15 protein-coding genes are annotated in these 14,938 nt (G+C 61.0%); 5 read left to right on the top strand and 10 right to left on the bottom strand.

Annotated features, from left to right (window positions below; translation table 11 throughout):
* Together PMI37_RS03410 and PMI37_RS03405 are read right to left on the bottom strand one after the other, a co-directional pair.
* Window positions 1–448 (bottom strand): anti-sigma factor (locus tag PMI37_RS03410; protein ID WP_008078093.1); only part of this gene is annotated, 448 nt, incomplete at its 3' end.
* On the bottom strand, window positions 445–1,080 hold the full coding sequence (locus PMI37_RS03405; protein ID WP_008078092.1) for a sigma-70 family RNA polymerase sigma factor: 636 nt from the start codon (window positions 1,078–1,080) through the stop codon (window positions 445–447). The genes PMI37_RS03405 and PMI37_RS03410, both read right to left, overlap by 4 nt.
* A 150-nt stretch (window positions 1,081–1,230) precedes the next feature.
* On the opposite strand from PMI37_RS03405, the gene PMI37_RS03400 reads away from it, so the two are divergent.
* On the top strand, window positions 1,231–1,788 hold the full coding sequence (locus PMI37_RS03400) for a DUF2780 domain-containing protein (protein ID WP_008078091.1): 558 nt from the start codon (window positions 1,231–1,233) through the stop codon (window positions 1,786–1,788).
* Between the two features lies 1 nt (window position 1,789).
* On the opposite strand, the gene PMI37_RS03395 is transcribed toward PMI37_RS03400, so the two are convergent.
* Entirely contained in the window at window positions 1,790–2,677 is an 888-nt protein-coding gene (locus PMI37_RS03395) for an acyltransferase (RefSeq protein WP_008078090.1), read from the bottom strand.
* Between the two features lie 307 nt (window positions 2,678–2,984).
* On the opposite strand from PMI37_RS03395, the gene rloA2 reads away from it, so the two are divergent.
* The 3 genes from rloA2 (at window position 2,985) to creC (ending at window position 5,655) form a co-directional block, all read left to right on the top strand.
* Window positions 2,985–3,488 carry a retropepsin-like aspartic peptidase RloA2 gene (rloA2, locus tag PMI37_RS03390; protein WP_008078089.1) on the top strand — a complete coding sequence of 168 codons (504 nt, stop codon included), beginning with the start codon at window positions 2,985–2,987 and terminating at the stop codon, window positions 3,486–3,488.
* Window positions 3,489–3,556: 68 nt separating this feature from the next.
* Window positions 3,557–4,237 (top strand): two-component system response regulator CreB, encoded by a 681-nt coding sequence (creB, locus tag PMI37_RS03385; RefSeq protein WP_008078088.1) that lies wholly within the window; start codon window positions 3,557–3,559, stop codon window positions 4,235–4,237.
* Window positions 4,237–5,655, top strand: coding sequence for a two-component system sensor histidine kinase CreC (gene creC / locus PMI37_RS03380; RefSeq protein ID WP_008078087.1), 1,419 nt, complete (start codon window positions 4,237–4,239; stop codon window positions 5,653–5,655). The genes creB and creC overlap by 1 nt, the downstream gene beginning before the upstream one ends.
* Window positions 5,656–5,657: 2 nt before the next feature.
* Here the strand turns inward: creC and PMI37_RS03375 are convergent, their stop codons facing one another.
* Window positions 5,658–6,659: an acyltransferase family protein gene (locus PMI37_RS03375; protein WP_008078086.1), complete on the bottom strand. Its 1,002-nt coding sequence runs from the start codon at window positions 6,657–6,659 to the stop codon at window positions 5,658–5,660.
* 141 nt (window positions 6,660–6,800) lie between these two features.
* Here PMI37_RS03375 and creD point away from each other — a divergent pair, with 141 nt between their 5' ends.
* Entirely contained in the window at window positions 6,801–8,171 is a 1,371-nt protein-coding gene (creD, locus tag PMI37_RS03370) for a cell envelope integrity protein CreD (RefSeq protein ID WP_008078085.1), read from the top strand.
* A 208-nt stretch (window positions 8,172–8,379) separates the two neighbouring features.
* Here the strand turns inward: creD and PMI37_RS03365 are convergent, their stop codons facing one another.
* From PMI37_RS03365 to PMI37_RS03340, 6 genes are all read right to left on the bottom strand, one after another.
* Complete coding sequence (locus PMI37_RS03365) at window positions 8,380–9,009, bottom strand: glutathione S-transferase (protein ID WP_008078080.1); 630 nt, start codon at window positions 9,007–9,009, stop codon at window positions 8,380–8,382.
* Window positions 9,010–9,219: 210 nt separating this feature from the next.
* Complete coding sequence (locus PMI37_RS03360; RefSeq protein WP_008078079.1) at window positions 9,220–9,399, bottom strand: hypothetical protein; 180 nt, start codon at window positions 9,397–9,399, stop codon at window positions 9,220–9,222.
* The gene (locus PMI37_RS03355; protein WP_008078077.1) at window positions 9,396–10,526 is read right to left on the bottom strand and encodes a PepSY-associated TM helix domain-containing protein; all 1,131 of its coding nucleotides are present in this window, start codon (window positions 10,524–10,526) and stop codon (window positions 9,396–9,398) included. The genes PMI37_RS03360 and PMI37_RS03355 overlap by 4 nt, the downstream gene beginning before the upstream one ends.
* 74 nt (window positions 10,527–10,600) lie before the next feature.
* Window positions 10,601–13,039, bottom strand: a complete 2,439-nt coding sequence (locus tag PMI37_RS03350; protein WP_008078075.1) for a TonB-dependent siderophore receptor — start codon at window positions 13,037–13,039, stop codon at window positions 10,601–10,603.
* A gap of 231 nt (window positions 13,040–13,270) precedes the next feature.
* Window positions 13,271–14,245, bottom strand: a complete 975-nt coding sequence (locus PMI37_RS03345; RefSeq protein WP_008078073.1) for a FecR domain-containing protein — start codon at window positions 14,243–14,245, stop codon at window positions 13,271–13,273.
* On the bottom strand, window positions 14,242–14,718 hold the full coding sequence (locus PMI37_RS03340) for an RNA polymerase sigma factor (protein ID WP_008078071.1): 477 nt from the start codon (window positions 14,716–14,718) through the stop codon (window positions 14,242–14,244). The genes PMI37_RS03345 and PMI37_RS03340 overlap by 4 nt, the downstream gene beginning before the upstream one ends.
* Between the last annotated feature and the right edge of the window lie 220 nt (window positions 14,719–14,938).

Raw genomic sequence — 14,938 nt, 5'->3', positions numbered from 1 at the left:
CGACGCCAGCCAGTGTCAGCGGCTCGACCTGCAGGTAATCCGCATGCGCCTCGACCTTCAGCGCCGGTTGCGCGTCGGCGGTCAGCAGCGTGGCGTGAAAGCGGGCATCATCGCGGTTGTACAGCGAACCGAGGAACACCAGCACGACGATCGAACATGCTGCCGCCGCAAGCCGCAGCCAATTCCAGAATGGCCGCTTCTCGGGAACATGCAGCACTTGCGGTTCGATGCGCGCGGTGATGCCGTGCCAGACGCGGTCGGGCAGCGGATGTTCCGGCAGCGATTCGGTGAGGCTCGCCAGCGTTTCCTGCCATTGCGCCACTTCCGCACGCAACGCCGCGTCATCCAGCAGCCATTGTTCAAACCGTCGCCGCGCAGGCGCCGACATCAGGCCGATGGCGTAATCGGCGGCGAGGGCGCGGCGCAGGGCGGGGGTCTGGTAGTTCATGATTCAAGGCACCGACGCAGGCGTTCCATGCCACGGCGGATCCACGATTTCACCGTCCCCAGCGGTGTGGCCAGGTGTTCGGCCAGTTCCGAGCAGGACAATCCCTGAAAGTAGGCCACAGTGATCGACTGACGCTGCATGCCTTCGAGGGTTTCCAGGCAGCGGTTCAGGGCGCGGGCCTCACGGGCGCTGCTCAACTGATCATGGGCCGAGGGGCTTTCGTCCGGCAGGGCGTCCTGTTCCAGATCGGTCAACGGCCGGTCGCGGTGTTTGCGTAGTTGGTCGATGGCTTGATTACGGGTGATGTTGACCATCCAGGTCAGCGGTGCCGACAGGTGCGCGTCGTAGCGCGAGGCGTTGTTCCAGATGCGCACGAAGGCTTCCTGCAGCACTTCTTCGGCCAGATCCGCACGACCCATGAAGCGCAGGGCCACGCCATGCAGGCGCGGGCCGACGCTGCGGTACAAGGTTTCGAAGGCGCGACGATCACCCAATGAACACTGGGCCAACAGCTGTCGCAACTGATCGGTGTCGGCGATGGAAATGACGACTCTCCAGGCAAGGCTGAACGCACGAGGGCGCGACTCGGACTGTTCACAGGCTAGTTCAGCGACAGCGGTTGTGCCATTCATCGCGAGGGTGTCCGGGATTTCACGTTTTATATACGCAGGCCGGATGAAAATGGATGCGCCGCGCCGGAACATGCCGGCGGATACCCGGTCAAACCGGCAGTTTCGCTGCTCGTTCAACGGGTGGTTTTCACAGCGCAAGAGGATGTCTGAATGAAGATTTCACGTGGTATTGCAATGGCTTCGCTGATGACCCTTGCGGCCAGCCCGGTGTTTGCCGGTTTCAGCCTCGACGATGTGACCAAGGCTGCTGCAGGCATGCAGGGCGGCAACGCTGCCACGGCCGCCGCGCCGACTTCGGAAACCGCCGGTCTGCTGCAAGCCGTCACCGGTCTGGGCGTTACCCCGCAACAAGCCGTCGGCGGCACCAGCGCCATGCTTGGCTTGGCCAAGAATCAATTGAGCAGCACCGATTATTCGCAGTTGGCCAAGGAAGTACCGGGCATCGACAAGCTGTCGGGCGGTAGCGGTAACCTGGCGGCGTTGAGCGGGTTGCTCGGTCAGTCCGGCAAGTCCGCCGGTCTGGAAAACGCGCTGGGCAACGTCAAGGACACCAATGACCTGAACAACGCTTTCGGTGCCTTGGGCATGGACAGCGGCATGGTCGGCCAGTTTGCCCCGGTGCTGCTCAAGTACTTGGGTGACCAAGGCGTCGGCGGCCCGCTGTTGCAAAGCCTGGGCAGCATCTGGGGCGCCGGCACCGGTAGCTGATTCAGCGGCGCTCGCTGCGCAGTTCGGCGATGCGCTGATCCTTCTCGCTCCAGAGCTGGTTGACCCAGCTCTGGACTGTCTGGCGAAACGCCGGATCATTCTCGTAATCGCCCTGCCACAGCGCCGGGTCGAGTTCGCGGGTCTGGATGTCGATGATCACGCGCGGCACGTTGCCGCTGATCAAGTCCCAGAACCCCGGAATGTTCTCCTGTGGATAAACCACGGTGACGTCGAGAATCGCGTCCAGTTGTTCACCCATCGCCGCCAACACAAACGCCACGCCGCCGGCCTTGGGCTTGAGCAAGTGGTTGAACGGCGATTGCTGTTCGGTGCTTTTCGCCGCCGTATAACGCGTGCCTTCCAGATAATTCACCACGGTCACCGGCTGACGCTTGAACAGCTCGCAAGCCTGTCTGGTGATTTCCAGATCCTTGCCCGCCAGCTCGGGGTTCTTCGCCAGGAATGCCTTGGTGTAACGCTTCATGAACGGGTAATCCAGCGCCCACCACGCCAGCCCCAGAAACGGTACCCAGATCAGTTCCTTCTTGAGGAAGAATTTGAAGAACGGCGTGCGCCGGTTCAGCGTCTGGATCAGCGCCGGAATGTCGACCCAGGATTGGTGGTTGCTGATCACCAGATACGAGGTGTCGCCACGCAGGCCTTCGCCGCCGCGAATGTCCCATTGGGTGGGAATGCACAGGCGGAAAATCAGTTTGTCGATTTCGGCCCAGGTCTCGGCGATCCACATCACCGCCCCCGACGCATAGTCGCGCCAGCGGCCCGGCGCGATCAGTTTGAGCAAGGCAAACACCAGCAACGGCCCGATCAGGATCAGGGTGTTGAGCAACAGCAGCAGGGTGACGAAACAGCCGGTGAGCAGGCGGCGCATAAGCAACTCTATGACGTGGGTTGGGCGCGTCATGATAAGCAGCTTCGCGCGACAGGCCAAATCGGCGGTGACGAATGTTTCACTTTTGGGGCGGTATGCTGATGCCAGATATCGTATTGAATGTGCAGGCCTCATCGCTGGCAAGCCAGCTCCCACAGGTTTCTCTGGTGTTCACAAGAATTGCATTCATTGAAGATCCTTGTGGGAGCTGGCTTGCCAGCGATGCGGTCCCAAGGGCGAACGAATTGCTCGCCGGGTGTCTAAAATCTCGCGTCTGCCGCCCTCATTTTTCAAGGAAGCCCCTTACGTGAAATCCCTCCTTGCACTGTTTGCCCTCGTCGCCCTGCCGGTCATGGCCGCCGAGCCGACCCTGTACGGGCGCTACGAATACATCGCGCTGCCGGAAATCGGCGGTGAAGTGCTCAAGGCCAAGATGGACACCGGCGCACTGACCGCCTCGCTGTCGGCCAAGGACATCGAAACCTTCACCCGTGATGGCGACGACTGGGTGCGTTTCCGCCTCGGCACCAAAGACGCCAGCAACAAAGTCTACGAACACAAGGTCGCGCGGATCAGCAAGATCAAGAGCCGCTCGGATGAAGAGGACGAGGGCGAAAGCACCGAAGTCGCCAAGCGTCCGGTGGTCGATCTGGAGCTGTGTCTGGGCAACGTCAAGCGTACCGTTGAGGTCAACCTGACCGACCGCAGCAACTTCAACTACCCGCTGCTGATCGGTGCCAAAGCCTTGCGCGAGTTCGGCGCAGCCGTGAATCCGGCGCGGCGCTTCACCGCCGACAAGCCGGACTGCTAAGTGGTCTCATTGACGTAACGTCAGGCTTGGGGCACCGTTCGCGCACTTAACCCACGGGCTCGGACGCCATGCCTCATATCCTGATTGTCGAAGACGAAGCGGCGATTGCCGACACGCTGATTTTCGCCCTGCAAGGCGAGGGGTTCGGCACCACGTGGCTGAGCCTCGGCGCGGCGGCGCTGGAACATCAGCGGCAGACCCCGGCCGACCTGATCATCCTCGACATCGGCCTGCCGGACATCAGCGGTTTCGAAACCTGTAAACAGCTGCGGCGCTTCAGCGAAGTGCCGGTGCTCTTCCTCAGCGCCCGCGATGCCGAGATCGACCGTGTAGTGGGACTGGAGATCGGCGCCGACGACTATGTGGTCAAGCCGTTCAGTCCTCGCGAGGTGGCGGCGCGGGTCAAGGCCATCCTCAAACGCATGGCGCCGCGAGCCTCAGTGGACGTCGCTTCGGCGCTGTTTCGCGTCGACCCTGAACGCGTACAGATCAGCTATCGCGGCCAGCCCTTGAGCCTGACTCGCCACGAATTCCGCCTGTTGCAATGCCTGCTCGAACAACCCGAACGGGTGTTCAGCCGCGAGCAATTGCTCGACGCGCTGGGCGTGGCGGCCGACGCCGGCTACGAGCGCAGCATCGACAGCCACATCAAAAGCGTGCGCGCCAAACTACGCCTGGTGCGTGCCGAGGCCGAACCGATCCAGACCCACCGTGGCCTCGGATACAGTTACAGCCCGGGGCACAGCTGATGTCACTGGGGCTGCGGATATTTCTGGTGTATGTGCTGTTTATCGGCCTGACCGGTTATTTCGTGCTCAACACCGTGATGGAAGAAATCCGCCCCGGCGTGCGCCAGTCCACCGAAGAAACCCTGGTGGACACTGCGAACCTGATGGCGGAAATACTACGTGACGATTTCAAGGCCGGGACCCTCAGCGAAAATCGCTGGCCCGAACTGCTGCGTGCCTATGGCGAGCGCCAGCCGAAAGCGACGATCTGGGGTTTGCCGAAAAATCAGGTCAACCACCGTATCTACGTGACCGACGCCAAGGGCATTGTCGTGCTCGATTCCAGCGGCGTCGCGGTCGGCCAGGATTACTCGCGCTGGAACGACGTCTACCTGACGTTGCGCGGCGAATACGGCGCACGCTCGACCCGCAGCGATCCGCATGATGCCAGTTCATCGGTGATGCACGTCGGCGCGCCGATCCGCGACAACGGCCAGATTATCGGCGTGGTCACCGTGGCCAAACCCAACAGCTCATTGCAGCCCTATGTCGATCGCACCGAACGGCGCCTGCTGTTTTATGGCGCCGGCCTGATCGGCCTCGGCCTGTTGTTTGGCGCGTTGCTGTCGTGGTGGCTGAGCCGCGCACTGCATCGCCTGACCGGTTATGCCCAGGCCGTGAGCGAAGGCCGGCGCGTGGAAGTGCCGCACTATCGCGGCGGCGAGCTGGAGCAACTGGCCACGGCGGTCGAACAGATGCGCACGCAACTGGAGGGCAAGGCCTACGTCGAACGCTACGTGCACACGCTGACCCATGAATTGAAGAGCCCGTTGGCGGCGATTCGTGGCGCAGCCGAGTTGCTGCAAGGTGAAATGCCGCCCGTGCAGCGCCTGCGTTTCGTCGGCAACATCGATAGCGAAAGTGCGCGGATGCAGCAGTTGATCGAGCGCCTGTTGAACCTGGCGCAAGTTGAACAGCGTCAGGGTCTTGAAGAACGAGTGGCGGTGCCGTTGGCAGTGTTGGTCGACCAACTGTTGCAGGGCCAGGCCGCGCGGATCGAGGGCAAGCAATTGCGTGTCGAGCAGACGATTGCTGCGGAGCTGTTGCTGATCGGCGAGCCGTTTCTGCTGCGTCAGGCGCTGGGCAATCTGCTGGAGAATGCACTGGATTTCACCCCGAAGCAGGGTGTGTTGCGTTTCAGTGCCGAGCGCGTTGGCGAACAGATCGAGTTTCGATTGTTCAATGAAACGGCAGCGATTCCCGATTACGCCTTGCCGCGCCTGACCGAACGCTTTTACTCACTGCCCCGTCCCGACAGCGGCCGCAAAAGCACCGGGCTGGGGCTTAATTTTGTTGAAGAAGTGGCCAAGTTGCATGGTGGCCGGCTGGCTGTGCGCAATGTGCCCGGAGGCGTCGAAGTGACGCTCAGCCTGCCGTAACGTCAGGGCTGCGTGGCGGCCAGCGCGCGCTTTCGTCGATGGACAAACTGCAGCGCCGGCTGCTCGACCAGGCGCCACGAAATCGTGGCCAGCACAATCACGATCAAGGCCGACACGAGCATCGACGGAATAAACGTCAGTGAGGTCTTGTTGATGATCAGTTGCTGCACCGGGAAGGCGTACAGATACATCCCGTAGGAAATATCGAATCGTCCGCGCAGGCTTTTGTCGACGTAAAGCAAGCCCAGGCTCAGGGTCGCGAGGCACAAACCCAAGGTCGCCAGCACGCTGGCCAGCGGCGTGCCGACGCTGAAAAATATCAGGCCTGCCCCAGTCACCAGCGCGATTGCCAGCACGCGGCGATCGCTCAAGTATTGCTGGTTGAAGGCAATCACTGCGCCGGCAAAGAACGCGATGCCGGCCGCGCTGTAAACCGCCAGCTTTTGCGCCAGCGCGCCAGGCACGTGATTGCCCAGAACGTAAGTCGCCACTGCAAACGCAGCCAGCAAAACCCATGGCATCAGTGCCCGTCGATACATGCCCAACGCCAGCGCCAGCAACAGGTAAAAGCCGAACTCGATCTTCAGCGTCCAGAGGCTACCGTTGAAGGATTCGCTGACAATAAATCCCTGGGTGATCGGTTCAATGTTGGCCCGCCCGAACACCGAGATGCGCAGAAAGTCGAGCAGGGCGCCGAAGCCCGTGACATAGCCGTCGGCAAATACCGCCCCGGCGAGGTACGTCATCACAAAAGCGCAAAGGATCAACGCCGGGAAAATGCGCGCCACGCGCTTGCCCAGATAATCGGCAAAGCTGCGCGCGTTGAGAAAGCTTTGGCTGATCAGCAGGCCGGAAATCGAAAAGAACGCCGTCACGGCGATACCGCCCAGCGAGTTGTAACCGGCAATGCCCGGTTCTTCCAGGCCCGACAGGGCAAAGTGATGGCTGACCAGCACCATTAACGCTGCCAGGTGCCTGATCAAATCGAATGAGTTGTTGCGCAACGTGATCGTCCTTTGTCTGAGCACTTCCCCGTAAATGGGAAAAACCTTTTACAGGTATTTCCACGCAAATCCCACACAACCTCCATCACAAAACCATACAGCGCTCGCAGACTCGCCCCATTCCAACAAGGGAGCGACCTTATGAACCGAAGTCTGGCACTGAAACTGGGGGCGATTGCCCTGCTGATCCTGCTGTTGCTGATTCCCCTGCTGATGATCGATGGCGTCATCGACGAGCGTCAGCAACTGCGTGACGGCGTACTTGAAGACATCGCCCGCAGCTCCAGTTACAGCCAGCAGGTAAGCGGGCCGGTGATGGTGGTGCCGTATCGCAAAGTGATTCACAACTGGAAGATCAACGACAAGACCAATCAGCGCTACGACGATCCACGCGAAGAGCGCGGGCGTCTGTATTTCCTGCCGGAACGTTTCGAACTCGACGGCCAGGTGCAGACTGAACTGCGCGCCCGGGGTATTTACGAGGCGCGGTTGTTCCATGCCGACAATCGCATCGACGGGCATTTCTCGTTGCCGGCGCAATTGGGCATCAAGGAAGACTTCACCGACTATCGGTTCGATGCGCCGTTTCTCGCTGTCGGTATCAGCGACATTCGTGGAATCGAAAATGCCCTGAAACTGGAGTTCGAAGGGCAGCGCCTGGACTTTGTGCCGGGCACGCAGGTTGGCTGGCTCGGCGAAGGCGTGCGCGTGACGTTGCCGCTGCTCGACACCAGCAAAAACACCGAACTGGCCTTTGCGTTCGACCTGCGCCTGCAAGGCACCGGTTCATTGCAAGTGCTCCCTGTGGGCAAAACCAGCAGTGTCAGCCTCAGTGCCAACTGGCCGCATCCAAGCTTCATCGGCAACTTCCTGCCGGCGAAGCGTGAGATCAATGATCAGGGCTTCAACGCTGACTGGCAGACCACGTTCTTCTCCACCAACTTGCAGGACGCGATGAGCCGTTGCGTGGCCAGCAATGACTGCGCGGCGTTCAATGGTCGCAGTTTCGGCGTGAGTTTTATCGATCCGGTGGATCAGTACTTGAAGAGTGACCGGGCGATCAAATATGCGCTGCTGTTCATCGTTCTGACGTTCGCCGGTTTCTTTCTCTTCGAAGTGCTCAAAAGCCTGGCGGTGCACCCGGTGCAGTACGCATTGGTGGGTGTCGCGCTGGCGTTCTTTTATCTGTTGTTGCTGTCGTTGTCGGAGCACATCGGCTTTGCCCTGGCGTATCTGCTGTCGGCCAGTGGTTGCGTGTTGTTGATCGGGTTTTACGTTTGCCATGTGCTGCGCAGCGTGCGCCATGGCTTGAGTTTTTCGGCGGGGCTGGCGGCGTTGTATGGGCTGCTTTATGGATTGCTCAGCGCCGAGGATTACGCCTTGCTGATGGGCTCGCTGTTGCTGTTCGGTCTGCTCGGCGTGTTTATGGTGCTGACGCGCAAACTGGATTGGTACGGAATAGGGCAGAAACCCGCCAAACCATTGGAGTTTGATGTGGGGGCAATGCAATGAGCCGGTCGCTGGGGTTGCGTGAGGATCAGCGCTGGAAGGATGAATTGATGACGCGGATTATCGGCTATTTGCCTGTGGAACCGAGTTGCCGCCATCGCTGGCAAGCCAGCTCCCACAGGGTTTGTGGCGGATCGGTGGTTGGTGTCATCACCGATTCCATTGTGGGAGCTGGCTTGCCAGCGATGAGGCCGGAGCAGGCGCCAAAAAACTAAGGCTTGGGCATGGTCGCGATCATGGACGGTCGCTGACTCACTTCAAAAAACCAGTTGGCCAGTTGCGGGTTGGCCTCACGCCAGCCCAGATCCGGGAAACGCAGATCAAGATAGCCCAACGCGCAGGCCACGCTGATCGCCGCCACGTCAAAGTGGCTGGTCAGCTCGGCAATCGCGTCGTTCTCCAACAGATTCAGGGCGCGGCGGATCTTCTCGCGTTGGGCCTCCAGCCATTCGTCCCAATGCTTTTCCGGGGCACGCAGCACTTGTTCATAACGCACCATCACCGAGGCGTCCATGATCCCGTCAGCCATTGAAGCGAGGGTCAGACGGCGCCAGCGTGCCGCGCCTTCGCGCGGGATCAGCGGATTGCCGACATGTTGATGGTCGAGGTATTCGAGGATCACACGGCTGTCATGGATGACGTTGCCATCGGCCAGGCGCAGGGCCGGAATCTTGCCCAGCGGGTTATCGGCATTGAGTTCAGCGCTGGGGCTGACCGGGCTGAGCACACAGTCTTGCAACGCGACACGATCCTGCTGGCCGGTTTCGTGCAGCAACACCATCACTTTGCGAACAAACGGGGAGAGCGTGTTGTGGTACAGGGTCATGCTGGGGGCGGACATTGGCAAACCTCGGTGATCGTCGAAGAGCAGGAGGTTAGCCTAGCCACAACTTCTGTGGCTGGCGAGGGGAAATGATGGTGCCTAGGCGATCGCCATCGCTGGCAAGCCAGCTCCCACAGTGTTTTGCAGTGAACACAAATTTCAGATTCAGCGTAAACCGCTGTGGGAGCTGGCTTGCCAGCGATGAGGCCATCACCGACAACACAAAAATCACCGGCGCTGCAGCAATCCCCTGAGCGCCAGAACCGCCGGCACACCCAGCCCGACCCAGCTCAACGCATCCCAGACCCCGTCACCCAGCAGCGCCGCAAACAACCCTGCCGCACTGAGCAGCGCTATCACGATCGGCGTGCTGAAGACTTTCCAGAAATTCGACTGACGCGGCTTCATGCAGAGGCCTCCGCCGTTTCCGGCACGGGCTTAGCCGCTTTGCGGCGCACCACCCACAGGTACACGCCACTGCCGAGGACGATGATGGTCAGTACATCAAGCGTGGCCCAGAGGATTTTCATCGGCATGCCGCCGTAGTCACCAAAGTGCAACGGTTGCGACATACCCATGGCGTCCATGTACCACGGGCGTTCGGCGACGGCGGTGACCTGCAAAGTCGTCGCGTCGATCAGCACCGGCGTCAGCAGATGCGAGGTCAGGTGCGTGCCGCCCTTCATGAACACCGAGTAATGGTGCTCGCTGGAAAACCGTGTGCCGGGGAAGGCAATGAAATCCGGCTTCATGCCTGGCGCGACTTCAGCGGCGATGTCTAGCAAACGCGTGGCCGGCGCCAGGTGCGTCAGCGGCGGGGCATCGCGGTAAGGCTCGATCAGCGCGGTCAGTGCATCATTGCGCCAGGCGGCAATCAGCAGGTCGGCGCAGGCGCTGATCACGCCGGTGACGCCGACGACCAACGCCCACGTCAGCGTGACCACGCCGATCAGGTTATGCAGGTCGAGCCAGCGCAACCTCGTCGATTTGTCCTGGCGCACGGTGCCGAATTTCAACCGACGCATGAACGGCAAATACAGCACCGTCCCGGACACGATGGCCACGACAAACAGCAAGCCCATGAACGCCAGCAGCAACTTGCCCGGCAGCCCGGCGAACATGTCGACGTGCAGGCGCAGGATAAACAGCATCAAACCGCCGTTGGCCGAGGGGGTTTCCAGCGCTTCACCGGTGCGTGCATCAAGCATGAAGGTGTGCGAGGAGTTCGGTTCGGTGCCGGCGGTTTTCGCCATGATCGCGAACGCCGCGTTCGGGTCTTCGTCGTCATAGCCGAAATACTGCATGACTTCACCCGGTCGATGTTTCTGCGCGGCATCCACCAGTTGCTGCAGATTGAGCTGCGGCGTGTCGGCCGGCATCTCCCGCAGTTCCGGGGCGTTACCGAGGAGGTGGTCGATTTCATGGCTGAAGATCAACGGCAGACCGGTCAATGCCAGCATCAGCAAAAACACGGTGCAGATCAGGCTGGTCCAGGTGTGGATAAACGACCAGCGACGAATTGTTTTACTTTTCATTTCATGACCTTCAAAAACACCAAAGCCGTCCCCGAGGGACGGCCTGGTAACAGGGCCTGGTTCAGCTCAGTCGCTTACCACTTGTAAGTGGCACTGGCGACGACGCTGCGCTGGTCGCCGTAGTAGCAATAGAAACCGTCGCAGGTGGAAATGTAGTCCTTGTCGAACAGGTTGGTCGCGTTGACTGCCAGCGACGCGCCTTTGAGGCTGTTGTCCAGACGGCCGAGGTCGTAATGCACGCTCGCGTCGAACACGGTATAGGCATCCGCCTTGCCCAGCCAGGTGTTGCCTTTGTCGCCGTAGGTGTTGCCGGTGTAACGCACGCCAGCGCCAACGCCGAAGCCGTCGAGTACGCCGGTGTGCCAGGTGTAGTCAGTCCACAGCGAGGCTTGCTGGTTCGGCATCAGTTGCAGACGGTTGCCCTTGTCGACGCCTTTCTGCACTTCGGACTTGGCCAGGGTGTAGGCGGCGATGACTTTCAGGTTATCGGTCACATCGGAGACCGCTTCCAGCTCCAGGCCTTTGACTTTCACTTCGCCGGTCTGGCTGGTGATGGTCACGTTGTTGACGATGGAATTGACCGAAACGTTTTTCTGGGTCAGGTCATACACCGCAGCGCTGAGCAGGGTTTTGCTGCCCGGCGGCTGGTACTTGATACCCAGTTCCCACTGCTTGCCTTCGGTCGGCTTGAACGAGTCGGTCGAGGTGGCGTCGGCGCCGCTGGTGGGCTGGAACGATTCGGCGTAGGACAGGTACGGCACAAAACCCGAGTCGAACACGTAGCTGATCGCTGCGTTGCCGCTGAACGCCTTGTCACGCTGGGTGTTGGTGGCGTCGCCCTTGTTGATGAACTGCGTGCTGGTGTGTACCCAGTCTTCACGCCCGCCGAGGGTCAGGCGCCACTGGTCGAGGGCCATCTGGTCCTGCACGTAGAGACCGGTCTGGGTGGTCTTCTGGTCGTAATCGTAAAACGCGCTGGAGCGCGGTGGACGCACGATGGTCTGGCCGTAGATCGGGTTGTTGACGTTGATGCTCGGTGCGGAGCCGAAGATCGAGGTGTAGTTGGTGTTGCTGCGCTGATGATCGAGACCCAGCAGCAGCGTATGGCGGATGTCGCCAGTGGCGAAATCGGCCTGGAAGTTGTTGTCCACGGCGAATTGGCTGATGTCTTCATCGACGTTGGTGGTGCCGCGGCCGACATTGCCCTGATCGTCCACGGTGAAACCGGCGAACGACGGGTTGTAGCTGTTGACGGTGACGGTCTGGAACGCCAGGTCCGACTTGGTGTAACGCAGGTTCTGCTTGAACTGCCAGACATCGTTCAGGCGATGTTCGAAGGCATAACCGAGCGCGTAGTAAGTGCGGTCGTAGTAGTCGTAGTCCGGATCACCGAGGTTCTTGTGGTGAGAGATCTTGCCGAACGGCATGTCGATCTTGGTGCCTTGGATCGGATAGAACTGGCTGGTAACGCCGGTATCGTCGCGGGTGAACTGCGTGAGCAGGGTCAGCCTGGTGTCGTCGTCGATGTTCCAGGTCAGGCTCGGCGCGATGTTGTAGCGCTTGTTTTCGATGTGGTCGATCTGCGTGTCGCTGTCGCGCACCACGCCGCTGATGCCATACAGGAACTGGCCGGCGTCATCGATCTTGCCGGTGCTGGCGAAGTTGATCTGACGGTGGTTGTCGCTGCCGTACTGCAACTGGATTTCGCTGCTGGCTTCGGCGCTCGGCCGGCGGCTGACCATGTCGAGCAAACCGCCTGGCGGGGTCTGGCCGTACACCGACGACGCCGGGCCACGGAGCAGGGCGAGGCGGTCGAGGTTCCAGGTTTCCGGTTTCGGGTTGGCGTACACACCGCGTGGCAGCGGCAGGCCGTCGAGGAATTGGGTCGGCTCGAAACCGCGTACGCGCAGCCAGTCGATGCGCGTATCGCTGCCATAACTGCTGGCGGTGATCCCCGGCATGTAGCGCACGGCGTCATCGAGGCTGTGTACGCTGCGGTCGTCCATTTGCTGGCGGGTCGCAACCGAGATCGAGCGCGGTGCTTCGACCAGCGCGGTGTCGGTCTTGGTGCCGGCGGCGGTGCGGGTGGCGGTGTAGCCCTCAACCGGGCCCCAGGCGCTTTCGGTGTTTTCGACGCCGATGATCGCGGTTTCCGGCAGGGCCATTGCGCCGTCAGGCACGGCGACCAGGCTGTAGGTGCCCGCGCTGCTTTGCTCCAGTTGCAGACCGGTGCCGCGCAGGGCCGCACGCAGGGCGCCGGCCGCGTCGTACTGGCCGCTGACCGGTGCCGAGGTCTTGCCCGCCGCCAGCGCCGGATTCAGCGACAGCGCGAGGCCGCCCTGGCTGGCGATCTGGTTCAGGGTGGTCGACAGCGGTGCGGCCGGCAGGTTGTAGGCGCGCACGGTGGATGCTTGTTCAGCGGCGAGCAACGGGCTGCTGATCAGCGGGGTGCTGAAAGCAATGGCGACGGCCAGCAGACTGGGGCGCAACAAGGTGTCTAGCGAACGGGACATACGGCGGCTCCTGAATGGAAATATTTCTCAATTGCCTGTGTGCCGGATGAAACTCGAAAAGTGATAGGGCTGGATGAAAATAATTTTGATTAACTGAAAGTGGAGGCTACTGCGGCCTCATCGCTGGCAAGCCAGCTCCCACAGGGTTCAGTGCTGTTCACAAAATTGATATTCACCACAGATCCCTGTGGGAGCTGGCTTGCCAGCGATGGCGGCCGCTCAGACAAACCATTACTCAGGCTTGGAATCAGCCTTGGCGACAGTCACCCAATAAGGCGTGTGCTGCTCGATCTGCACTGGCAAGGTCGGCAGCAGGGCGCTCAAGGCTTTATCGGTGTCATGCAGCGGGAAGCTGCCGGTAATCCGCAAGTCCGCCACTTCCGGCGCCACACCCAGATGCCCGCGTCGATAACGCCCGAGCTCATGCACCAGATCGCCCAGCCGCGCGTTGTCGACCACCAGCATGCCGCGCGTCCACGCATCGGCGCCGGGGTTGAGGGCGACAATCGAGCCCAGGCCATCGCTGCGCAGCAGCACTTGTTGGCCTTCGCGCAGGATCTGTTCTTCAGGATTGAATTGCGTGTGGGCCGCCACCGCTGACTGCAACACGCTCAGGCGTGTGCCTTCGTCCTCGCGCTTGACCAGGAAGCGCGTGCCCAGGGCGCGCATGCTGCCCTCGCGGGTTTCGACAATAAATGGCCGCGCATCGCCGTGGCCGGTTTCGACCAGAATCTCGCCTTCCTGCAACACGATCAGTCGGCGCTTCTCATCGAAACGCACATCCACTGCGCTGTGGGTGTTGAGGTTGAGTACGGTGCCATCGGCCAGGCGCACGGTGCGTTGTTCGCCCGTGGCCGTACGCTGATCGGCGAGCCAGTAGTCCAGCGGCAGCCACCGTTCACTGGCGAACAGCCCGAGACCGACGATCACCACAACGCTGGCCAGCCCGCTGCCGAGCTTGCGCACTCGCCGGCGAATGCCTTCGCGTGATTGCAGCAGTGCATTGCGCGCCGGGCCTTTGGCCACACTGAAACGTTGATCAAGCATGCCCAACTGGCGCCAGGCGCGGGCGTGTTCTTCATGCGCCGCGTGCCATTTGGCGAACTCTTCGCGTTCCAGCGGGCTGCTCGAATCGAGGGTCAGTTGCCAGGCAATCGCCGCGTCCAGCACATGCGCCGGGACGGGGCGGGAACTGGCCGGGCTCACGTCGGCTCACCGTAAAGGGCGATGTAGCACTGGCGAATGCCTTGCGCCAGATATTGGCGCACGCGCGGCACCGACACGCCGAGCCTGGCGGCGATCTCGGCGTGGCCGAGGCCGTCGAGGCGGTTATACAGAAACGCGGCGCGGGCCTTGGTCGACAGTTTGCCGAGCAGGCGGTCGATGGCCTTGAGGTCTTCGAGGATCAGTTGCTGTTCTTCTATAGAAGGCTGTTCACCTTCAGGGATCAGCATCAATTCGGTGAGGTAGGCCTGTTCCAGCGCGGCGCGACGGAAGTAGTCGAACAGCAGGCCTTTGGCGATCGCCACCAGAAACGCTCGTGGTTCGCGGGGTGTCAGCAGCTCGTCGCGGCCGAGCAGGCGCACGAAGGTGTCCTGACTGAGGTCTTCGGCACGTTGCGGGCAGGCCACGTTGCGCCGCAGCCACGCCAGCAGCCAACCGCGATGGTCGCGATACATCGCACCAACAAGTTCACTGTGAGGGCTTGGGACTGACGACACCGGACATCACCGATTGGGAAATATTAACTAACGCGAATTGTTCGCGATTCTGGCAGAGGTGGGAATGGTTAGCAATTGGCCACTGGTCAGGTGACATGTTTGGATAAACCTGTAGGAGCTGCCGCAGGCTGCGATCTTTTGATCTTGTTTTTGCAGATCAAGGTCAAAAGATCGCAGC

Source organism: Pseudomonas sp. GM80 (assembly GCF_000282515.1).
Lineage (GTDB): Bacteria > Pseudomonadota > Gammaproteobacteria > Pseudomonadales > Pseudomonadaceae > Aquipseudomonas.
Note: the sequence above shows the minus strand (reverse complement) of the source record. Positions and strands in the feature narration are given on the sequence as shown.

Coding starts and splice junctions, on each gene's coding strand:
- PMI37_RS03405 (WP_008078092.1), bottom strand. CDS start 1,080: ATGAATGGCACAACCGCTGTCGCTGAACTAGCCTGTGAACAGTCCGAG.
- PMI37_RS03400 (WP_008078091.1), top strand. CDS start 1,231: ATGAAGATTTCACGTGGTATTGCAATGGCTTCGCTGATGACCCTTGCG.
- PMI37_RS03395 (WP_008078090.1), bottom strand. CDS start 2,677: ATGCGCCGCCTGCTCACCGGCTGTTTCGTCACCCTGCTGCTGTTGCTC.
- creB (WP_008078088.1), top strand. CDS start 3,557: ATGCCTCATATCCTGATTGTCGAAGACGAAGCGGCGATTGCCGACACG.
- creC (WP_008078087.1), top strand. CDS start 4,237: ATGTCACTGGGGCTGCGGATATTTCTGGTGTATGTGCTGTTTATCGGC.
- creD (WP_008078085.1), top strand. CDS start 6,801: ATGAACCGAAGTCTGGCACTGAAACTGGGGGCGATTGCCCTGCTGATC.
- PMI37_RS03365 (WP_008078080.1), bottom strand. CDS start 9,009: ATGTCCGCCCCCAGCATGACCCTGTACCACAACACGCTCTCCCCGTTT.
- PMI37_RS03360 (WP_008078079.1), bottom strand. CDS start 9,399: ATGAAGCCGCGTCAGTCGAATTTCTGGAAAGTCTTCAGCACGCCGATC.
- PMI37_RS03355 (WP_008078077.1), bottom strand. CDS start 10,526: ATGAAAAGTAAAACAATTCGTCGCTGGTCGTTTATCCACACCTGGACC.
- PMI37_RS03350 (WP_008078075.1), bottom strand. CDS start 13,039: ATGTCCCGTTCGCTAGACACCTTGTTGCGCCCCAGTCTGCTGGCCGTC.
- PMI37_RS03340 (WP_008078071.1), bottom strand. CDS start 14,718: ATGTATCGCGACCATCGCGGTTGGCTGCTGGCGTGGCTGCGGCGCAAC.